Source organism: Sphingobium sp. HWE2-09 (genome assembly GCF_035989265.1).
In the GTDB taxonomy this organism is placed as follows: domain Bacteria; phylum Pseudomonadota; class Alphaproteobacteria; order Sphingomonadales; family Sphingomonadaceae; genus Sphingobium.
In genome coordinates, this window is record NZ_JAYKZX010000003.1 from 1368437 (window position 1) to 1387211 (window position 18775).

General features: G+C 64.3%; 15 protein-coding genes and 2 pseudogenes. 11 read left to right on the forward strand and 6 right to left on the reverse strand.

The window, feature by feature from the left end:
- Positions 1-55: 55 nt before the first annotated feature.
- Both U5A89_RS12065 and U5A89_RS12070 read right to left on the reverse strand, forming a co-directional pair.
- The gene (locus U5A89_RS12065; RefSeq protein ID WP_338161355.1) at positions 56-1303 is read right to left on the reverse strand and encodes a hypothetical protein; all 1248 of its coding nucleotides are present in this window, start codon (positions 1301-1303) and stop codon (positions 56-58) included.
- Positions 1304-1392: 89 nt separating this feature from the next.
- Positions 1393-2667 carry a hypothetical protein gene (locus U5A89_RS12070; protein WP_338161356.1) on the reverse strand — a complete coding sequence of 425 codons (1275 nt, stop codon included), beginning with the start codon at positions 2665-2667 and terminating at the stop codon, positions 1393-1395.
- Between the two features lie 280 nt (positions 2668-2947).
- Between U5A89_RS12070 and gyrA the strand changes: the two genes are divergently transcribed.
- Both gyrA and U5A89_RS12080 read left to right on the forward strand, forming a co-directional pair.
- Positions 2948-5626, forward strand: a complete 2679-nt coding sequence (gene gyrA, locus U5A89_RS12075; RefSeq protein ID WP_338161357.1) for a DNA gyrase subunit A — start codon at positions 2948-2950, stop codon at positions 5624-5626.
- Positions 5623-5970, forward strand: a complete 348-nt coding sequence (locus U5A89_RS12080) for a DUF952 domain-containing protein (RefSeq protein WP_338161358.1) — start codon at positions 5623-5625, stop codon at positions 5968-5970. The genes gyrA and U5A89_RS12080 overlap by 4 nt, the downstream gene beginning before the upstream one ends.
- 39 nt (positions 5971-6009) lie before the next feature.
- Here the strand turns inward: U5A89_RS12080 and U5A89_RS12085 are convergent, their stop codons facing one another.
- The gene (locus U5A89_RS12085) at positions 6010-7014 is read right to left on the reverse strand and encodes an IS30 family transposase (RefSeq protein ID WP_338161359.1); all 1005 of its coding nucleotides are present in this window, start codon (positions 7012-7014) and stop codon (positions 6010-6012) included.
- A 270-nt stretch (positions 7015-7284) separates the two neighbouring features.
- On the reverse strand, positions 7285-8400 hold the full coding sequence (locus U5A89_RS12090) for a glycosyltransferase family protein (protein WP_338163033.1): 1116 nt from the start codon (positions 8398-8400) through the stop codon (positions 7285-7287).
- 59 nt (positions 8401-8459) lie between these two features.
- On the opposite strand from U5A89_RS12090, the gene U5A89_RS12095 reads away from it, so the two are divergent.
- From U5A89_RS12095 to U5A89_RS12125, 7 genes and pseudogenes are all read left to right on the forward strand, one after another.
- Complete coding sequence (locus U5A89_RS12095) at positions 8460-9323, forward strand: lysophospholipid acyltransferase family protein (protein ID WP_338161360.1); 864 nt, start codon at positions 8460-8462, stop codon at positions 9321-9323.
- Between the two features lie 32 nt (positions 9324-9355).
- The gene (locus U5A89_RS12100) at positions 9356-9997 is read left to right on the forward strand and encodes a phosphoribosylanthranilate isomerase (RefSeq protein ID WP_338161361.1); all 642 of its coding nucleotides are present in this window, start codon (positions 9356-9358) and stop codon (positions 9995-9997) included.
- Positions 9998-10093: 96 nt separating this feature from the next.
- A pseudogene (trpB, locus tag U5A89_RS12105) lies at positions 10094-11334 on the forward strand (tryptophan synthase subunit beta).
- Positions 11335-11339: 5 nt separating this feature from the next.
- Positions 11340-12158, forward strand: coding sequence for a tryptophan synthase subunit alpha (gene trpA / locus U5A89_RS12110; protein WP_338163034.1), 819 nt, complete (start codon positions 11340-11342; stop codon positions 12156-12158).
- Positions 12155-13003 (forward strand): acetyl-CoA carboxylase, carboxyltransferase subunit beta, encoded by an 849-nt coding sequence (gene accD, locus U5A89_RS12115; protein WP_338161362.1) that lies wholly within the window; start codon positions 12155-12157, stop codon positions 13001-13003. The genes trpA and accD overlap by 4 nt, the downstream gene beginning before the upstream one ends.
- Before the next feature lie 34 nt (positions 13004-13037).
- Positions 13038-14372, forward strand: a complete 1335-nt coding sequence (locus tag U5A89_RS12120) for a bifunctional folylpolyglutamate synthase/dihydrofolate synthase (protein ID WP_338161363.1) — start codon at positions 13038-13040, stop codon at positions 14370-14372.
- Positions 14373-14439: 67 nt separating this feature from the next.
- Positions 14440-14879, forward strand: a pseudogene (locus tag U5A89_RS12125) (DUF6628 family protein).
- Here the strand turns inward: U5A89_RS12125 and U5A89_RS12130 are convergent.
- Positions 14864-16189, reverse strand: coding sequence for an AmpG family muropeptide MFS transporter (locus tag U5A89_RS12130; protein WP_338161365.1), 1326 nt, complete (start codon positions 16187-16189; stop codon positions 14864-14866). The pseudogene U5A89_RS12125 and the gene U5A89_RS12130 overlap by 16 nt on opposite strands.
- A gap of 82 nt (positions 16190-16271) precedes the next feature.
- Positions 16272-16730, reverse strand: a complete 459-nt coding sequence (locus U5A89_RS12135; protein WP_338161366.1) for a response regulator — start codon at positions 16728-16730, stop codon at positions 16272-16274.
- A gap of 175 nt (positions 16731-16905) precedes the next feature.
- Here U5A89_RS12135 and U5A89_RS12140 point away from each other — a divergent pair, with 175 nt between their 5' ends.
- Both U5A89_RS12140 and rsmD read left to right on the forward strand, forming a co-directional pair.
- Complete coding sequence (locus U5A89_RS12140) at positions 16906-18132, forward strand: pseudouridine synthase (protein WP_338161367.1); 1227 nt, start codon at positions 16906-16908, stop codon at positions 18130-18132.
- On the forward strand, positions 18129-18668 hold the full coding sequence (gene rsmD, locus U5A89_RS12145; RefSeq protein WP_338161368.1) for a 16S rRNA (guanine(966)-N(2))-methyltransferase RsmD: 540 nt from the start codon (positions 18129-18131) through the stop codon (positions 18666-18668). Before U5A89_RS12140 ends, rsmD begins: the two co-directional genes overlap by 4 nt.
- Positions 18669-18775: the final 107 nt, after the last annotated feature.

The window sequence follows — 18775 nt, forward strand, 5'->3', positions numbered from 1 at the left end:
CCTTCCGCTCCAGGTCAGAGGGGTCATCTGATAGGCTAGGAAAAACCCCCAGCTATCACCCCGCCTTGCGGTCCTGATGCGCGGCCCAGGATGACCAGAATCCCGCCATCGCGGTCCAATCACCCGTCACCTGCGCCAGCGTCGCCTGCGCACCGTCCAGATCGCCCGACCGCGCCAGTGCGACGCCCAGCCGCGCGTTGACGCGCCCGGCATCGACGCCGCCCTTCGACAGGGCCAACCGATAGTTTTCGACAGCCTGCGGGAACTGCCCCAGCGAAAAATAGCTGTCGGCCACCGCCAGCGCATCCTTGCCATTGCCGGCGGCTTGCGCCTTCTTCACCTGCGCGGGCAAGGCGGCCAGTTCCTTGGTCGCCTTGGGCGTCACGCTTTTGAGCAACTGGCTGGTCACGCTCTGGGCCGGAGTCAGCTTGCCTGCGCTGCGACCGGATTCGATGATCGCCTTGGCTTCCGAATAATAGCCCGATTTCTCGGCCGCCTGGGCGTAGGATTGATAGTCGCGCTCGCTCGCCATCGCGCCATTGGCGGCTTGCAGGCGATAGAGATCGAGTTGCAGTTGCGGCTCCAGTTCGGCCGCCGCCTGATAGTTCACCAGCGCGGTGCGCCATTGCGGCTTGCCATCCTGCTGGTTCAACCGGTCGCGATATAGCTGCCCCACCTCGGCCCAGTCACCCGCCTGATAGGCCATGGAGATCCCGCGGTCGATCCAGGCCAGGGGAACCGGCTGGCCCGATGCCTTCTGGCGCGCGATCACGGCCTGCACGAACGGCCGGGCTTCCTTGGGCTTGTTACGGCGCAGGGCAATGTCCGCGCGCAACATGGTCGCGTCGATCCCGTCATAGCCCAGCGTCTTGGCGTAATCGAGTTGCGCCGTAGCGTCCTCATAGTTGCCGACCATGTAGGACAGATAGGCCGCCACATAGCGCAGCCGCGGCGCTTCGCCACGCGGCAGGGCGCTGGTCTTGAACATGTCCGTTAGGGCGATCCGTTCCGCCTGCACGTCCCGGCGCTGCGCCGCCAACTGGAACCGCATGCCGGCCGCGACATAGGATTCGAAGTCGTTGGTCGGGCTAAGCGCCGAAATCCGTGCACCGGCAGTCGTAGCATCGCGCGTCTTGAGCGCAGCTTCGGCCGACTGCGCAGCGGCGCGGAAGCTATCGGACATCTCGATCGGCGGACCGGCGATAACCGGCGCTTTTTTCTTCGCGATGGCGGGCGTAGCAAACAGGGCAAGTGCCGCCAGTGTCGCCACTGGCAGGCGAGAGAAAAACATATCGATGCGCATGGCCACCCCGGCCTCCCCCAAGAACAAATCTTCGAAATAATGAAAGAAACGCCGCAGCCTTATATGAGGCTGCGGCGCTTTATACGTGATCAGGCGCCCTTGGTGCCGACATAGGCCAGCCACAGGCTTGCGACCTGCTTGCGCGATCCGCCTTGCACCGCCTGGAAGGCCGCCTTGGCGCCCGCATTGTCACCGGCCATCGCCTTGGCGATGCCCAGGCGCGAATTGATCTCATCCGCGTCCACGCCGCCCTTCTGCTTGGCGAGTTCGAACAGGGTCGCGGCCTTGGCATAATCGCCATAGCCCAGATAGGCGTCGGCGGTCGCCGCGGCGATCTTGCCATTGGGCGCCTTGTTCGCGTCCGCTTCGGCCGCACCCAGCGTACTCTTGTCGCCAGCAATCTTGGGAACGGCCGCCTGATAGACATCCGCGCCCTGGGTCGCGCTCAGCACGCCTTTCGATCGCCCGGCGTCGATCGCCGATTTGACTTCGCCATAGATGCCGGTCTTCGACGCCATTTCGGCATATTCGGTATAGTCCGCCGCGATGACCAGGCCGCCCGAGACCGAGAGCAGACGCAGCACGTCGAGATTCTCACGGTTTGAGATATTCGGATTGGCGCGCTGGAACAGACGCACCAGCGTACGCAGATTCTCACCACTGGGCTGCGCCTGATAGGCCATGGTCGCCCATTCGGTCACGTCCGGCAGCTTGGCGGCTTCGGCGCGGCTGACGCCGATCTGATACCATTGCGCGGGCACCTGCTGACCCGAAGCCTTCATGGCGTCGGCGCCGGCCTTCAAAGCGGCCAGCCCCTTCTGGTTGAACCCGCGCGCAGGCTCGACCGCGCCGTTGGCGGTGCCGGCCTTGCCGAAATAGGCCTGGGCCAACGTCGGCTGGACGCCCTCGGGCTTGTAACCGGCGGCCAAAGCCGCCTCGCCACGCTGGATCGCGACGTCGAAATTCTTGGCGGCCACGGCCTGTTCGGCGGCGATCGCATTGAACTGCCCAGCCTGCTCCGGCGGGGTCAGGCCGCTGTCGAGCATCTGGTTGAGCGCTTCGGTCTGCATCGCGCTATCCTTGGACGCGATCGACGCATTCAACTTGATCGCACCGATCTGATATTTGTCGTCATTGGACGTCGCCTTGCTGTCCGCTTCGGCCAAAGCGGCCTTCGCACCAGCGAAATCCTGCGCTTCGGCGGCCTTCTGCGCGGTCTGCAGCGCCTTGATGACGTCGGGCGACACGTTGAGCTTCGGCCCGGCCTTCTTCTCTTCCTTCTTCGCGGCAAAGGCAGGCGCGCTGATCGCGCCGCCGGTCATCGCCAAAGCGAGCGCGAGCGCCACCGGGGTTACAAAACGCATATGTCTCTTCTCCTCTTCACGCCTGATGGAGGGGGCCACAGGCGGCCTTTTGCAATTGAGCGCCGATTAGGGGGCGGCGCGTGAATGGCCATTGAACAAGCCTAAATCGTCATGGTTTGCAACCGTTATGCGCCCTTTTCGTTCCGCCTGCGAACATATCAGCGCGCCACGCCGCCCTGTCGGCACGCGCGAACGCGCGATCCCGGCCAAGGGGTGACAGATTTGTTTCGCTCGGCTAGGGATCGGGCAATAGAATCCATCCTGAAAAAAGAGAATCGCATTGACCGACGAGACTGTCCTCGCCGACCCTTCGGACATCAGCCCCATCTCCATCGTGGAGGAGATGAAGGCCAGCTATCTCGATTACGCCATGTCCGTCATCGTGTCCCGCGCCTTGCCGGACGTGCGCGATGGCTTGAAGCCGGTGCATCGCCGCATTCTCTTCTCCGCCCAAGAGTCGGGCTTCGTCTACAACCGCCCCTATCGCAAATCGGCGCGTCTGGTCGGTGAAGTCATGGGTAAATATCACCCCCATGGCGACAGTTCGATCTACGACGCCTTGGCCCGCATGACGCAGGACTGGTCGATGCGCGTGCCGCTGATCGACGGTCAGGGCAATTTCGGCTCCATGGACCCCGATCCGCCAGCCGCCATGCGTTACACCGAAGCGCGCCTGGCGAAGGTCGCGACCGCGCTGCTGGACGATCTCGACAAGGATACGGTCGACTTCACGCCCAACTATGACGCCTCGGAAAGCGAGCCGCAGGTGCTGCCCGCGCGCTTCCCCAATCTGCTCGTTAATGGCGCAGGCGGCATCGCGGTCGGCATGGCGACCAACATCCCGCCGCATAACCTTGGCGAAGTGCTGCGCGCTTGCCTTGCCTATATCGACAATCCGGAGATCACGACCGACGAACTGATCGCCATCGTCCCCGGTCCCGATTTCCCGACCGCGCCGCTGATCCTGGGTCAGTCCGGCGCGCGCAGCGCCTATCATACAGGCCGCGGCTCCATCATGATGCGTTCGCGCCATGTGGTGGAGGAAGGCCGCGGCGATCGCCAGTCGATCGTCCTGACCGCCATCCCCTATCAGGTCGGCAAGAACGGCCTGGTCGAAAAAATCGCCGAAGCCGCCAAGGACAAGCGGATCGAGGGCATCAGCGACATTCGCGACGAATCCAGCCGCGAAGGCGTGCGGATCGTCATGGACCTGAAGCGCGACGCGACCCCCGAAGTCGTCCTCAACCAGCTGTGGCGCAACACCCCGGCGCAATCGAGCTTCCCGGCTAATATGCTGGCGATCCGTGGCGGTCGCCCCGAATTGCTCGGCCTGCGCGACATCATCGAAGCCTTCGTCAAGTTCCGCGAAGAGGTCATCACCCGCCGCACCAAGTTCGAACTGAACAAGGCGCGCGACCGGGCGCATATCTTGCTGGGCCTGGTCGTCGCGGTCAGCAATCTCGACGAGATGGTGAAGATCATCCGTGGATCGTCCAGCCCCGCCGAAGCCCGCGAAAAGCTGCTGGCGCGCGAATGGCCGATCGGCGAAATCGCACCATATATCCGCCTGGTCGAAGCGATCGACACCGAAATTTCCGGCGACTTCTACAAGCTGTCGGACATTCAGGTCCGCGCCATCCTGGACCTGCGCCTGCATCGCCTGACCGCGCTCGGCCGGGACGAGATCGGCAAGGAATTGTCGGAACTGGCTGACGCCATCGCCGAATATCTCGCGATCTTGGGCGACCGGGTGAAACTCTACGCCGTGATGCGCGAAGAGCTGGAAGCGATCGAGCGCGAATTTGCGACGCCGCGCCTGTCGGAAATCACCGCCGCCGCCGACGGCATCGATGACGAGGATCTGATCGAGCGCGAGGATATGGTCGTCACCGTCACGGTGCAGGGCTATATCAAGCGCACCCCGCTCGAAAGTTTCCGAGCCCAGGCGCGCGGGGGCAAGGGCCGCTCGGGCATGGCGACCAAGGATGAGGACGCCGTCACGGAAATGTTCGTGACGTCGACCCATACGCCGGTGCTGTTCTTCTCGACCGCGGGCAAGGTCTATCGCATGAAAGTGTGGCGCCTGCCCGAAGGCGGCCCGGCGACGCGCGGGCGGCCGATGGTCAATCTGCTGCCGCTTGGTCCCAATGAAACCATCCGCACCGTGCTGCCGCTGCCCGAAGATGAGGATAGCTGGAAGGATTTGCACGTCATGTTCGCGACAGCGAACGGGACGGTGCGCCGCAACAGCATGGACGCCTTCGCCAACGTGCCCAGCAACGGCAAGCTGGCGATGCGCTTCGATGAAGGCAGCGACGATCGCCTGATCGGCGTCGCGCTGCTGACCGAGGAGGATGATGTGCTGCTGGCAACCCGTCAGGGCAAGGCGATCCGCTTCGCCGCCACCGACGTGCGCGAGTTCCAAAGCCGCACCTCCACCGGCGTGCGTGGCATGACGCTCAAAAATGACGATGAGGTGATTTCGCTCTCGATCCTGCACCGGTCCGGCGCGGATCAGGAACAGCGCGAGGAATATCTGCGCTTCGCCCCGTGGAAGCCTGAAAAGGAAGGCGAAATGGGCGATCAGTCCATGTTTGCGGCGATGAAGGATGGCGAGCAGTTCATCCTGACCGTCTGCGCGAACGGCTATGGCAAGCTGTCGTCCGCTTATGACTATCGCCGCACCGGTCGTGGCGGACAGGGCATCACCAATATCGACAATATCGGCCGCAACGGCCCGGTCGTCGCCAGCTTCGCCGCGACCCAAGCCGATCAGCTGATGCTGGTCACCGACCAGGCCAAGCTGATCCGCATGGGCCTCGACAGCCTGCGCGTCATCGGCCGCAATTCGGCGGGCGTCCGCCTGTTCGACGTGGCGAAGGACGAGCATGTCGTCAGCGCCGCAAAGATCGAGGAAAGCGAAGAAGCCACCGAGGTCGAGGCCACGCCCGAAGCATGAGCGACTTGTTCGCCTATAAGGTGCTGACAGCGGAGCAATATGCCCAGTTCAAAGCCGACGGCGTGTTCAAAGGCGCGCCGATCGACCTGACCGACGGTTATATCCACATGTCGACCCGCGATCAGGCGGCCGAAACGGTCGCCAAGCATTTTGCCGGGCAGGATCGGCTGGTCATGCTGATGATCGACCTCGCCCCCTTCGGCGATACGGTAAAATGGGAGGAGTCGCGCGGCGGCGCACTCTTCCCGCACCTTTATGGCGACCTGCCGATCAGCGCGGTGGCAGGCAAGGTGGTGCTGCGCATCGGGGATGACGGGCGACACACATTCCCGGCGGGATTTTGAGTCGCTGACCTGTTCCCCGGCGAAGGCCGGAGTGTGAAGTCACGATTGAAGTGCAACATATGATTGGAGTTCGCAGAATGCCTCAGCGGGTGTTTTGAAGTCGAGGCATTTTCTGGGAGTGTGGTTGTAGGCTTGGATAGCGTCTGCGATGTCTGTTTCGGGCGTGGCGTCGAGGTTTGTTTTGCGTGGCAGGCGTCGCCTGAGGCGACCCATGGCGTTTTCGATGCCGCCTTTTTGCCAGGGCGCGTGGACGTCGCAAAAGAAGGTATCGATGCCGAGTTGATCGGTAAGCTGGTAGTGGAAGGCAAATTCGGTGCCATTGTCGATGGTCAGGGTTTTCCTGAGCGGGGCAGGGATAGCTTCGAGCAGGCTGGCGAGATGGGTTGCTGTGCTGTCGGCTTTTCGGTTGGGCGGCCGCACGAGCAGGGTGTAGCGAGACTGTCGTTCATGCGCGACGAGCAGCGCCTGCCCTGCCTTTGAGAATAGCATGTAATCGGCTTCCCAATGGCCGGGAACTTGTCGATCGTCGACGTCATGGGGACGCTCGGCGATGGATCTGCGCCGCTTGATGAAGCCTGCAGGGCTGCCGCCGCGCATGCCAAGCCAGCCGCGGCGGGACTTTCGGCGCGGGAGCAGGCGATGCCAGTAATCCTTGGCGGACGAACGATAGTAGACGTAGCGGTAGATTGACTCATGGCTGATGACGGTGCGACCATGGTCCCGCGCCAGTCGGCCGGCGATCTGTTCGGGGGACATTCCCATCGCAAGGCGGTTTCTCACCAGATCGCGCAGGTCCGGCTGGCGCGCCAGCTTGAACCGCTTGTCGCGTCGCCTGCGCCAGTGCGCCAGGGTTTGGGCGCGCAGAGCATCATAACCGCCAGGCCAAACGCCGATCGGTCGCCCATTGCGCGTCAGTTCAAGACTGATCGTCGATCCGGCCCTGCCAAGAGCAGCGCCGATCGCCTGCACAGATTTACCGCCTGCATGCAGGCGGTAAATCTCGATCCGCTCTTCAAGGCTGAGCTGGCCGTAACAGTCTCCCATCGCAACAACATCCTACTGCTGTTGCACTTGGTTCGTGAACTTAGGGGGTCCAGTTTCAAGGATCGGACTGGAGCCCGGCTTTCGCCGGGGAACAACCTGATATGGGTTTATATTGAAGCAGCTTGGTATCACTCCGCAAAGACGCATTAACGATCCCTGTCCTATCCAAGCCATGGGCGGTATAAGCGCGCCTGTTCCCTACCCCGGCCCACGACATGAAATTTCCTACATCGGTATCGAAATTTCAAAATCTGCGGGAAATGTGCGAAGTTAAGGATGGCGCACCATTCCCGCCACCTTGCCGCCCCTGACCCGATAGTCCCACCCGCCCCAGCGGATGCGGTTCGACCTGACCGCCAGCAATTGCACCACCAGATGCGCCCAGGTCACCACGAACGGCGCGACGATATCCCAAGCCAGCGACCGCTGGGCGCGAGCCGCATGGTCCGGCTCTACCACCGCAACGATGATCGAGCGGCGCACCAGCGCCCGCCCCCACGCCGCGCCATAACCGACCGCAACAGCGACCCAGCCGCCCCAACCCAAGGCCCAGACCCAAGCCCCCGCCTGCACCGCCACGACCCCGGTCGCCAGCGCCCACATGCTGACGCTATTGGTCACGATATGGCGATATTGCCGCACGCCAAAGCCCAGCAGATCGGCAGCGCGCCCATCCAGCGGACTGGCCACCAGCAGATCGCGCACCGGCCGCAGCCGCAGCTTCGCGCGCCATCCGGCCAGCCCGATTGTCATGTCGTCGGACAGCCGCCCCGCCAACGCTCGATCAAGGTCGAGCCGATCCGCCACCGCCCGCGTCATCGCCATCGCCCCGCCCCAGGGCATGGTCGCGCTGGCGGACCGGGGCAGCGTCGCCAACTGCATCTCCACCGCCCCGACCAGCGCCGCCATCGGCCCGCGCGATGGCAGCAGCAGCCGATAGCCCGTGGCGATATCCGCCTTGCCCCGCACCAGCGGAAACAGCAGTCGCCCCACCAGCCGAACGGGCGGCTCTATGTCCGCATCGATAAAGACAAGATAGCGATCGTCCGGCCGCAGCGCCCGCAGCGCCGCGCGCAGCTTGTGCACCTTCTGCCCTTCATCCTGCGCCACCCCGGCTGCCACCAACTGCACCCAGCCGCCTTCCTGCACCGCCAGCGCCGCCGCCGCGGGACACGCTCCCGATGTCGCAATGAGTAAACGGAACGGCGCGCTCTGCACCTTCAGCCGCGCCATCAACGCCGCGCCGCCATCCCAATCGTCCCGCACGCTCAGAATGACCACCGCACCATCGGGCGCTTCGACTTTCCGGTCCTTCGGCAGATTGTGCCAGTAATTGACCACGCCCAGCACGGTCAGCGCCTGCAACCCGAACCAGACCCACAGCATCATCACAAGCGTCCGCGCCCTCTTTACCGTCTCGACCGCTGCTGTATGACGCTTGGCCGATGCTCTCCAACCCCTTTCTCTTCTTCCTGATGCGCACCCTGCCCGCGCCGGTCGCATCCTGGACCGGCGGCTGGCTGTCCGCCCATGTCGCCCGCCGCTCCATGAAGCTGCGCGATGCGCGCGCCCGCACCAACCTCGCCCTGCTGCGCCCCGACCTGCCCGACGCCGAGCGGGAGGCGATATTGACGCGGCGCTGGGTCAATATCGGCCGGACGATGGCGGAACTCGCCAATATCGACCGGCTCGTCAGCCCGGCCTATGTCACGGTCCGCGATCCTGTCGGCTATCAGACGGTGCTGGACATGCCCGGCCCCATGATCTTCCTAGCCACGCATGTCGGAAACTGGGATTTGATGGCCGCCCATCTCAAGGCATCAACCGACCGGCCGCCATTGGGCGTCTACGATCCGCCGACCGATGCGCGGGTCGCAGCGCAACTCAAGCGCGCGCGAAAAACATATATGGACGAGGCGATCACTGGAGGCGGTGGTGCAGCCCGCGCCATCCTGCGTCATTTGGCTAAGGATCGAGCGATGCTCTATATCCTGATAGACGAACGGCGGGAGCATCAAGTGTGGTTCCCCCGCTTTGGCCGCGACTTGCGGCCGTCCGGCAATCTGGCCTTCACGCTGAAGCTCGCGCGCAAGTCCGGGGCAAAGCTGACCCCCTTCTATCTCGCCAGAACGCATGGACCGCATTTCGACCTGCACTGGCATCCACCGATCGACCCCGCCATTGTCGATGACGATATCATCTTGACGCAGCTGGACGATTTCCTGGGGCAAGCCTGTATCGATCATGTCGATGACTGGCTGGCGCTACACGACATGGACCTGACCCACCCGATTTCGGGCCGTGTGTGACTTGGCCGCCCTTAGCGGTTAAAGGCTCGACCATGTCCCAACTCGCGATCAAGATGTGCGGCCTGTCCACGCCCGAAACGGTGGGCGCCGCCGTGCGTGCGGGGGCGAGCCACCTTGGCTTCGTCCATTTCGCCAAAAGCCCGCGCCATGTGGAGCCGGACCAGATCCGCGCGCTCGCTGCTCTTGCCCCGCAGGTCGAGAGGGTGGGCATCGTCGTTGATCCGACCGATGAAATGCTGGGCGAACTGATCGGCGCAGGCGCGCTCACCGCTTTCCAGCTTCACGGCAAGGAAAGCCCGGAACGCGCAGCCGCCATCCGCCAGCGCTTCGGTCTGCCGGTGTGGAAGGCGATCGCGGTCAAGACCCGTGCCGACATCGACGGCGCCAATGCCTATGTCGGCGCGGTCGATCGCCTGTTGTTCGACGCCAAGACGCCCGACGGCGCGGCCTTGCCGGGCGGCATGGGGCTGCGGTTCGACTGGACCCTGCTGCGCGGCATCGCCATTCCCGCCCCCTGGGGTCTGTCGGGCGGTCTGGGCGTTGGCAATGTGGCGGAGGCCGTGCGCATCACCGGCGCGCCATTGGTCGATGTCTCTTCGGGCATAGAGGACGCGCCGGGCATCAAGAGTGTGGACAAGATCATGGCCTTCTGCAAAGCGGTTCAGCCATGTTGACGTTGAACGCCCCTGCCGTGCGCATCGAAGGACGATGGCGCTGATCGCTTCTTCACCCACAAGCGAACGCCAATCCGTCCCGGAAAGACCGACATCATGACTGATACCCTATCCTTGCCCAACAGCCTGCGATCGCAGCCCGACGCCAATGGCCATTTCGGCGCATTCGGCGGACGCTATGTCGCCGAAACGCTGATGCCGCTGATCCTGGAACTGGAGCGCGTCTATAAGGAGGCGAAGGCCGATCCGGCCTTCGACGCCGAGTTCGCCGAACTGCTGCGCTCTTATGTCGGCCGCCCCAACCCGCTTTATTACGCCGGTCGCCTGACAGAGGCGCTGCGGGCCAAGGCGGAAGCAGGCAAGGGCGCGAAAATCTACCTCAAGCGCGAAGAGCTGAACCATACCGGCGCGCACAAGATCAACAATTGCATCGGCCAGGCGCTGCTCGCCCGCCGCATGGGTAAGAAGAAGGTCATCGCCGAAACCGGCGCAGGCCAGCATGGCGTCGCCACCGCGACCGTCGCCGCGCTGTTCGGCATGGAATGCAAGATCTTCATGGGCGCCAAGGACGTGGAGCGGCAGAAGCCCAACGTCTTCCGCATGAAGCTGCTGGGCGCAGAAGTGATCCCGGTGCATTCGGGATCATCGACGCTCAAGGATTCGATGAACGACGCGCTGCGTTACTGGGTGTCGAACGTGCATGACACCTTCTACATCATCGGCACGGCGGCCGGGCCGCATCCCTATCCCGAACTGGTCCGCGATTTCCAGTCGATCATCGGCAAGGAAACCCGCGCCCAGATGCTGGAGGCCGAAGGTCGCCTGCCCGACCTGCTGATCGCGCCGGTCGGTGGCGGCTCCAACGCCATCGGTCTGTTCCACCCCTTCCTGGACGACCCAGAAGTCGCGATGATCGGCGTGGAAGCGGCGGGTGAAGGGCTGGACAGGAAGCACGCCGCCTCTCTGGCGGGTGGCGCATCGGGCATCCTGCACGGCAACCGCACCTACCTGCTTCAGGACGAAGACGGCCAGATCACCGAAGCGCACAGCATTTCCGCCGGCCTCGACTATCCCGGCATCGGGCCTGAACATAGCTGGCTGCACGAGATCGGCCGGGTGAAATATATGCCGATCAAGGATGACGAAGCGCTGACCAGCTTCCAGACGCTCAGCAAGCTCGAAGGCATAATCCCCGCGCTCGAATCCGCCCATGCCATCGCCGCAGCCGAGCAGGTCGCACCGACGCTGGACGCGGACAAGATCATCGTGGTCAACCTGTCGGGTCGGGGGACAAGGATATCTTCACCGTCGCCGACGCGCTGGGAGTGGAGATGTGAGCGCCGTGCAGGATCGCCTCTCCTCCCGCTTCGCCGCCTGCAAGGCGCAGGGTCGCGCCGCGCTCATCACCTTCGTGACGGCCGGTGATCCCGACGTCGCAGCGACGCCCGCTATCCTCGACGCGCTGGTCGCGGGCGGTGCTGACATCATCGAACTGGGGATGCCCTTTACCGATCCGATGGCCGATGGCCCCGCGATCGAACTGGCTAACCTGCGCAGCCTGGGGTCGGGCACGAAGACGGCGCATATCTTCGCCTTGGCCGCCGATTTCCGCGCGCGCCATCCTGATACGCCGCTGGTGCTGATGGGCTATGCCAATCCGATGCTGATCCGCGGCGCGGGCTGGTTCGCCGACCAGTGTAAGGCGGCGGGCGTCGACGGCGTCATCTGCGTGGATATTCCGCCAGAAGAAGATGCCGAGATCGGCCCGGCCCTGCGCGCGGTCGGCGTCCACCCGATCCGCCTGGCGACACCCACCAGCGATTCCGCGCGCCTGCCCACCGTGCTGGAAGGTGCCAGCGGCTTCCTATATTATGTCTCGGTCGCAGGCATCACCGGCAAGCAGTCGGCGGCGCAGGCGTCGATCGACCTGGCCGTGAGCAAGCTCAAGGCCGCCACCGACCTGCCGATCGCCGTTGGTTTCGGCGTACGTGGTCCTGAACAGGCGGCCGCCATCGGCCGCATCGCCGACGGCGTCGTGGTCGGCTCCGCCATCGTGGATATCGTCGGATCGCATGGCGACGCTGCCGCACCCTTCGTGCGGGACTTCGTCGCGAGCCTGAGCAACGCCCTTCATCATCACTCCCGGGAGACCGCCGCATGAGCTGGATCAACCGCGTTCGTAACGCCCTGCCCTTCACAAAGAAGGAAACCACCGCCGAAACGCTGTGGCACAAATGCCCATCCTGCCAGGAAATGATCTTTATCAAGGAATGGGAAGAAAATCTGTCCGTCTGCCCGCGTTGCGACCATCATGGCCGCATCGGCCCGTCGGAACGGTTCGAGCAGATATTGGACGCGGGGTTCATCCTGCTGCCGACGCCGCAGGTGCAGGAAGACCCGCTCAAATTCCGCGACAGCAAACGCTATCCCGACCGGATCAAGGCCGCCCGCGCCGCCACCGGGGATCAGGACGCGCTGATCAATGCGCGCGGGGCGATCGATGACGTGCCTTTGGTAATGGGCGTGCAGAATTTCGCCTTCATGGGCGGTTCCATGGGCATGGGCGTGGGCGCGGCCTTCATCCAGGGCGTCAATGACGCGATCGCGCATAAATGCCCTTATGTCATCTTCACCGCCGCTGGCGGCGCGCGGATGCAGGAAGGCATATTGTCGCTGATGCAGATGCCGCGCGCGACCGTTGCCATCCAGAAGCTTCACGCAGCGGGCCTGCCCTACATCGTCGTGCTGACCGATCCGACCACCGGCGGCGTGACGGCCAGCTATGCCATGCTGGGCGACATCCAGATTTCGGAACCCAATGCGCTGATTGGTTTCGCCGGCCAGCGTGTGATCGAAAGCACGATCCGCGAAAAGCTGCCCGAAGGGTTCCAGCGCGCCGAATATCTGCTGGATCATGGCATGATCGACATGGTCGTCCATCGCAGCGAGTTGCGCGACACGCTGGCGCGGGTGATCGGCTATCTGACGCCGCGCGCAGCGGACTGACGACGCACAGGCGACATAGGGGAAAAGGCGCGCCATGGCCGACCATGCGGTTTCGGACGATGCTCAGGTGCAGGCGCAACTCGACCGCTTATGGTCGCTCTCGCCCGGTGTCGACATATTGGGACTGGAGCGCATCACCCGGTTGCTGGAGCGGCTGGGCGATCCGCACCGCGCCCTGCCCCCGGTCTTCCATGTCGCAGGCACCAATGGCAAGGGATCGACTTGCGCCTTCCTGCGCGCGGCGATGGAAGCCGATGGCAAGACGGTGCATGTCTTCACCTCCCCCCATCTGGTGCGTTTCAATGAGCGCATAAGGATAGCGGGCCAGCTGATTTCGGACGCCCAACTGGCGCGCTATCTGGAGCGGGTGCTGGATATCGCCGAGGGCGTGAACGCCAGTTTCTTCGAAGTGACGACCGCCGCCGCCTTCCTGGCTTTTGCCGAGCATGACGCGGACACTTGTATCGTGGAGGTGGGTCTTGGCGGCCGACTGGACGCCACCAATGTCATCGTCGATCCGGCCGTGTGCGGCATCGCGCAATTGGGTATCGATCATCAGGCGTTTCTGGGCGACACGCTGGCGCAGATCGCGGCGGAGAAAGCGGGGATCGCCAAGGCCGATGCGGCGCTGGTGACGCAGCGCTATGCCGAATCGCTGGCCCCAGTGATGGAAGAAGCCGCCGCGCGCGCTGGCACGCGCTGGATCGCGCAGGGCGACGGATGGGATGCGGCGGTCTATCGCGACCATATGCATTATCGCGACGATCTCGGGCGACTGGAAACGCCGTTGCCGCGTCTGGCCGGTGCGCATCAAGTGCAAAATGCAGCGCTTGCCTTCGCCATGCTGCGGCATCAAAGCGCGGTTACGCTGTCCGAAGCCGCATTGAAGGCCGCGCCGCTTTGGGCGCATTGGCCCGCCCGCCTGCAACGACTGGAGCAGGGACCGTTCTTGCGCGCCTTGCCGCCGGGCGCCACCGCTTGGCTCGACGGGGGGCATAATGCCGGGGCAGGTGAAGCGATCGGCGCTTTCTTTACCGCCGATCGACTGGAAGGGCATAAGCTGCACCTCGTCATCGGCATGTTGGCGAACAAGGAAGTGGACGCTTTCCTCGCGCCTTTTGCAGGCAAGATCGCGCATATTTACGCGCTGCCGGTGCCCGGGCACGAGTATCATCCGCCCGAACGCTTCGCCGCCATCGCCGCGCAATGGGGCATCGAATGCACCGCCCATGATGATGCGCCGTCCGCCATCGCCGCGATCGCCGAGCGATGCGCCGCGACGGGCAACGCCACGCCCAAGCTCCTAATCGGCGGCTCGCTCTATCTGGCGGGCGAAATTTTGCGACTGAACGATCAATTGCCAGACTGAATAGACTTGCGACTGACTCGCAATAGCGTACGATAGCGTCTTCGATACGAAGAGAAGGCGCGATTCTATGGCTTATGGAGAGTCCTCCCCCTCGACCTGCCCAGGCCCATTCCGGGCGGCTATGGTAATCGCCTGTTTCTGTTCGTGATGCGCAGGATGGCGAGCGCAGGGGTCAATGACGCCCATGCCGCCAATGCGATGCTGGGTGCGTTCGGTCGCAGCTATCGTCGCCCGCTGGTGTTGATGCGCGCGATGATGCTGGAACTGGCGCGCGCGTCGAGCCGCAAAATTTTGGTCGCGCCCTGCTGCTGCGCGCGCATGACCGCCGACGAGGCGCTGATGATGCAGGCGACCGGAGAGGCGCTGCGCGATCCCAATGCCGCTTATGAGCAGGTGAGCGAGTTATTGGGTAACGACCATGCACTGGGTGCGCTGACCTGCCTGCAGGCGGTGGCGCAGGCGCATGCGGATCTTGGTCGTCCGCTGGATCTCTACGCGGGCGGCTGATTGCCGGGGTCGGTTGCCGCCGTCCCGACGCTGGCGTCGATCAGTCCTGCGCGCATCATCAGCCAGAACAGCAGGATGCCGGGCACGGCCAAGGCAGTAGTGAACAGGTAGAAATCGACATAGCCGAATTGCTCGATCAGGCTGCCCGCCGTCGTGCCGGTCAGGAAGCGCCCGACGATGCTGGCGGCGGCAGAGATCAGCGCATATTGGGCAGCGGTGAAGCGCAGGTCGCACAGCGCCGAGAAATAAGCGACGACAGTAACGCCGCCGATACCGCTGGCAAAATTTTCGAATCCGATGGCGCCTGCCATGCCCCAATTGCTCTTACCCAAAGCAGCGAGCGCGGCGAAGCTGAAATTGGACACGCCCATGAGGACAAGGCTGAGCAATACCGAGCGCTTCATGCCCATGCGGGCATAAAGAATGCCGCCAACGAAGATGCCGATCAGATAGGCCCAAAAGCCCATGCCGACGTCGTAGATGACGATTTCGTCATTGGTGTAACCCATATCATCGAACAGCAGGCGGAAGGTCAGGTTCGCCAGCGTGTCGCCGATCTTGTGCAGCAGGATGAAGAGCAGAACGAGAAACGCGCCCTTGCGCTGGAAAAACTCGGCCAGCGGCCCGGTTATCGACGCCATCACCTCCCCCACGCCTCGCCGGACGACGGGATCGCGACGCCGTTCCGGTTCGCCCAGGATAAGACCGGTGAGCATCGCTGGCAGCGCGAAGGCCGCGCAGGCAAGATAGGCACCTTGCCAGCCGATCCTGGCGGCCAAAATCAGCGCCAGGGAACCAGCGGCCACCGATCCGATGCGCCAGCCATATTGCGACATGCCCGACCCGACGCCTAGTTGTTCGGGCTTCAATGTTTCGATGCGATAGGCGTCGATGACGATGTCATAGGTCGCGCCCGCAGCACCGACGAGGATGGCGGCATAGGCGGTCTGCAACAGGCTGGAGGTCGGATCGACCAGCGCCAGATTGGCGACCGCCGCCATGACGAGCACGCCAGCCAGCAGCAGCCAAGACACCCGTTGCCCCAGATGGCCGATGATCGGCAGGCGCACGCCATCGACCACCCAGGCCCAGAGCCATTTGAGATTATAGACCAGAAACGCCAAGGTGAAGGCGGTCACCGCCTTCTTGTCGATACCGTCCTGCGCCAACCGGGTGGTCAGCGTCGCGCCGATCATCGCATAGGGAAAGCCGGACGATACGCCCAGGAAGAAGGCCGCCAATGGCGCCTTTTGCGTATAGGGCTTCACCGCGTCCAGCCAGGTGCGGCTGCCTTGCATGGCATCGGTCATAAGTGCGCGCGTCCCCCGGTGGCGTCGAATTGCGCGCCACCATATGGCCTGATGGCCGCTGCGCAAGCCTGCTGTGCGGCGATCAGGCCGGATGGTCGAACAGGCTGAGGCCGGGCGGCAGCTTGGGGCGGCGTACGCCACGCAGCACGGCGTCGATCACGCCGATCGCGGCGACCAGATCGCGGGGGGCATAGGGTTTGGCGAGGCATCCCAAGGCCAGCGTCCGCGCCTCGACCGGGCAACTGCCGGTGACGAACAGCACCGGCAGTCCCTGCGACGCGGCATAGCGGGCGACGTCTATCCCGGTCTTGTCGCCGTGCAAGGCGACGTCGGCAATGATCAGGTCCACGCCGCCGCCATCCATGACCCGCACGGCATGGTCATGATCATCGACGGTCGCGGCGATGCTATAGCCCGCCTGCGCCAGAGCATGTTCATTGTCGAAGGCGACCAATGGCTCATCCTCCACCACCAATATGGTGCGGATCGCCTTGCGGCGCGTGGTACGCGCGCCTGCCTCTTTCACCAGCCCGAAAAACATTTGCCGATCCGCCCTGATTCCGCCATGCACCCGATGAAACGCCGCGCTCCCGCACCGGGTTGCCAGAGGGAAGATGCCATCCCGCTCGCCCAAGCGCCGAAGCGGCACATCTCAGCCTGTTGCTGACTTTTCCGTCATATGGGAAGGTCCAGTGCTCACGAAAAGGAACCCGCCCTTGGAACCGCCGAAAAAATCAGGACCGCCCCGCCGGGCAGGACCGGGCGGCCCCAAACGCCCGGGCGGGCCGGGCCGCAGCGGATCAGGTGGGCGCCCTGGCGCGCCGACGGGGCGTGGGGCGACAGCGAGCGAAGGCCGCCGGTCCGAAGGGCAGCGGGGCGACGCCAAGCCGCGCTTCGAACGGAAAGACGAGAGCCGGGCGGATCGGCCGCGTGGCGACAAGGCGCGGCCCGATCGGGCCAGGGCTGACGGCACCGGCGCGCGACCGGCCCGCACCGCAGGGCCGCGCGACGCCAGCGACAAGCCGCGCGCGCCCCGAAGCGAGGGCGATCGGGCCGATCGTCCCCGGACGGAGCGCAGCCGTCCCGATCGGGCGCGCGGGGACGCCCCCCGCTTCGCAGCCAAATCCTATCCGCCACGCAGGCCGAGGGGCACCGGACCGACCGAGACGACCAACCCCCATCCGGCCCGTGCCGCTGCCGCCACCGACGGCAAGGGCGAGCCGCAGCGCATCGCCAAGCTGCTGGCGCGCGCGGGCATCGCGTCCCGCCGGGAAATCGAGCGGATGATCGAGGAAGGCCGCGTTTCCAGGGATGGGGTCGTGATCGACACGCCCGCTACCTTGCTGACGTCGTTGCAGGGCGTGACGGTGGACGAGGTCGCGGTGGCCGCTCCCACGCCCACCCGCCTGTTCCTGTTCCACAAGCCGACCGGTTTCCTGACGACCGAACGCGATCCGGCGGGGCGACCGACCATCTACGACCGCCTGCCGACCGACCTGCCCCGGCTGATGCCGATCGGCCGCCTGGACATGAACACCGAAGGTTTGCTGCTGCTGACCACGGACGGCGGTTTCAAGCGGGAGATGGAATTGCCCGCGACCGGCGTCCCGCGCACCTATCGCGCCCGCGCCTTTGGCGAGGTGAGCCAGCAGCAGTTGGAAGACCTGTTCGACGGGCTGGAGATCGATGGCATCCGCTATGGCGCGATCGAGGCCAATCTGGAGCGGCGCACCGGGCGCAACCAGTGGATCGAAATGACCCTGACCGAAGGCAAGAACCGCGAAGTGCGGCGCGTGCTCGAACATCTGGACCTGAAGGTCAACCGGCTGATCCGTACCAGCTATGGCCCGTTCCATCTGGGCGAATTGCCGGTGGGCGCGGTGGAGGAGGTGCGGCAGCAGGATCTGGCGCTGTTCCGCAAGACGTTGAAAGGCCTGGCATGAGAATCATTTCGGGCCAGTGGCGCGGACGCCCGCTGAGCGCGCCCAAGGGCGAGGCCACCCGCCCCACCGCGGATCGCACCCGCGAAGCCCTGTTTTCGATGCTGTTGAGTTGTATCGGATCGTTCGAGGGACTGGCCGTAGGCGATTTTTTTGCCGGGTCGGGCGCGCTGGGGTTCGAGGCTTTGTCGCGCGGGGCGGCGTCCTGCCTGTTCGTGGAGCAGGACAAGCCTGCACTGGACGCCATCCGGGCCAATGGTGAGCGGCTGGGCATACGTCCCGATATTCGCGCGGCCAGTGTGTTGACGCTGGGGGTGGCGGCAAAGCCGCTCGACCTCATCTTCATGGACCCGCCCTATGGCACCGGCGCGGGCCAGGTGGCGCTGGACAAGCTGGGGCGGCTGGGCTGGACCAATAGCGGCAGCTGGATCAGCATCGAGACGGATCGCCGCGAGGATGTGGCGGTGAAGGGCTTTGCGATCGATACAGTGCGCGATGTGGGGAAGGCGCGGATCACATTGTTGCGGTCGGACGAGTGAGACGCCGCCTGGCGATAATGAGACAGGGAGTGCGACAGTAGAATCGATGTCCTCACGCAAGCCCGCTAAATTTATCTAACTATATCAATATGTTATGAATTTTTGAT

Coding starts and splice junctions, on each gene's coding strand:
- U5A89_RS12085 (WP_338161359.1), bottom strand. CDS start 7,014: ATGGGAGACTGTTACGGCCAGCTCAGCCTTGAAGAGCGGATCGAGATT.
- U5A89_RS12135 (WP_338161366.1), bottom strand. CDS start 16,730: ATGTTTTTCGGGCTGGTGAAAGAGGCAGGCGCGCGTACCACGCGCCGC.
- U5A89_RS12065 (WP_338161355.1), bottom strand. CDS start 1,303: ATGCGCATCGATATGTTTTTCTCTCGCCTGCCAGTGGCGACACTGGCG.
- U5A89_RS12100 (WP_338161361.1), top strand. CDS start 9,356: ATGTCCCAACTCGCGATCAAGATGTGCGGCCTGTCCACGCCCGAAACG.
- U5A89_RS12080 (WP_338161358.1), top strand. CDS start 5,623: ATGAGCGACTTGTTCGCCTATAAGGTGCTGACAGCGGAGCAATATGCC.
- U5A89_RS12090 (WP_338163033.1), bottom strand. CDS start 8,400: ATGCTGTGGGTCTGGTTCGGGTTGCAGGCGCTGACCGTGCTGGGCGTG.
- U5A89_RS12095 (WP_338161360.1), top strand. CDS start 8,460: ATGCTCTCCAACCCCTTTCTCTTCTTCCTGATGCGCACCCTGCCCGCG.
- rsmD (WP_338161368.1), top strand. CDS start 18,129: ATGAGAATCATTTCGGGCCAGTGGCGCGGACGCCCGCTGAGCGCGCCC.
- U5A89_RS12130 (WP_338161365.1), bottom strand. CDS start 16,189: ATGACCGATGCCATGCAAGGCAGCCGCACCTGGCTGGACGCGGTGAAG.
- U5A89_RS12120 (WP_338161363.1), top strand. CDS start 13,038: ATGGCCGACCATGCGGTTTCGGACGATGCTCAGGTGCAGGCGCAACTC.
- U5A89_RS12070 (WP_338161356.1), bottom strand. CDS start 2,667: ATGCGTTTTGTAACCCCGGTGGCGCTCGCGCTCGCTTTGGCGATGACC.
- accD (WP_338161362.1), top strand. CDS start 12,155: ATGAGCTGGATCAACCGCGTTCGTAACGCCCTGCCCTTCACAAAGAAG.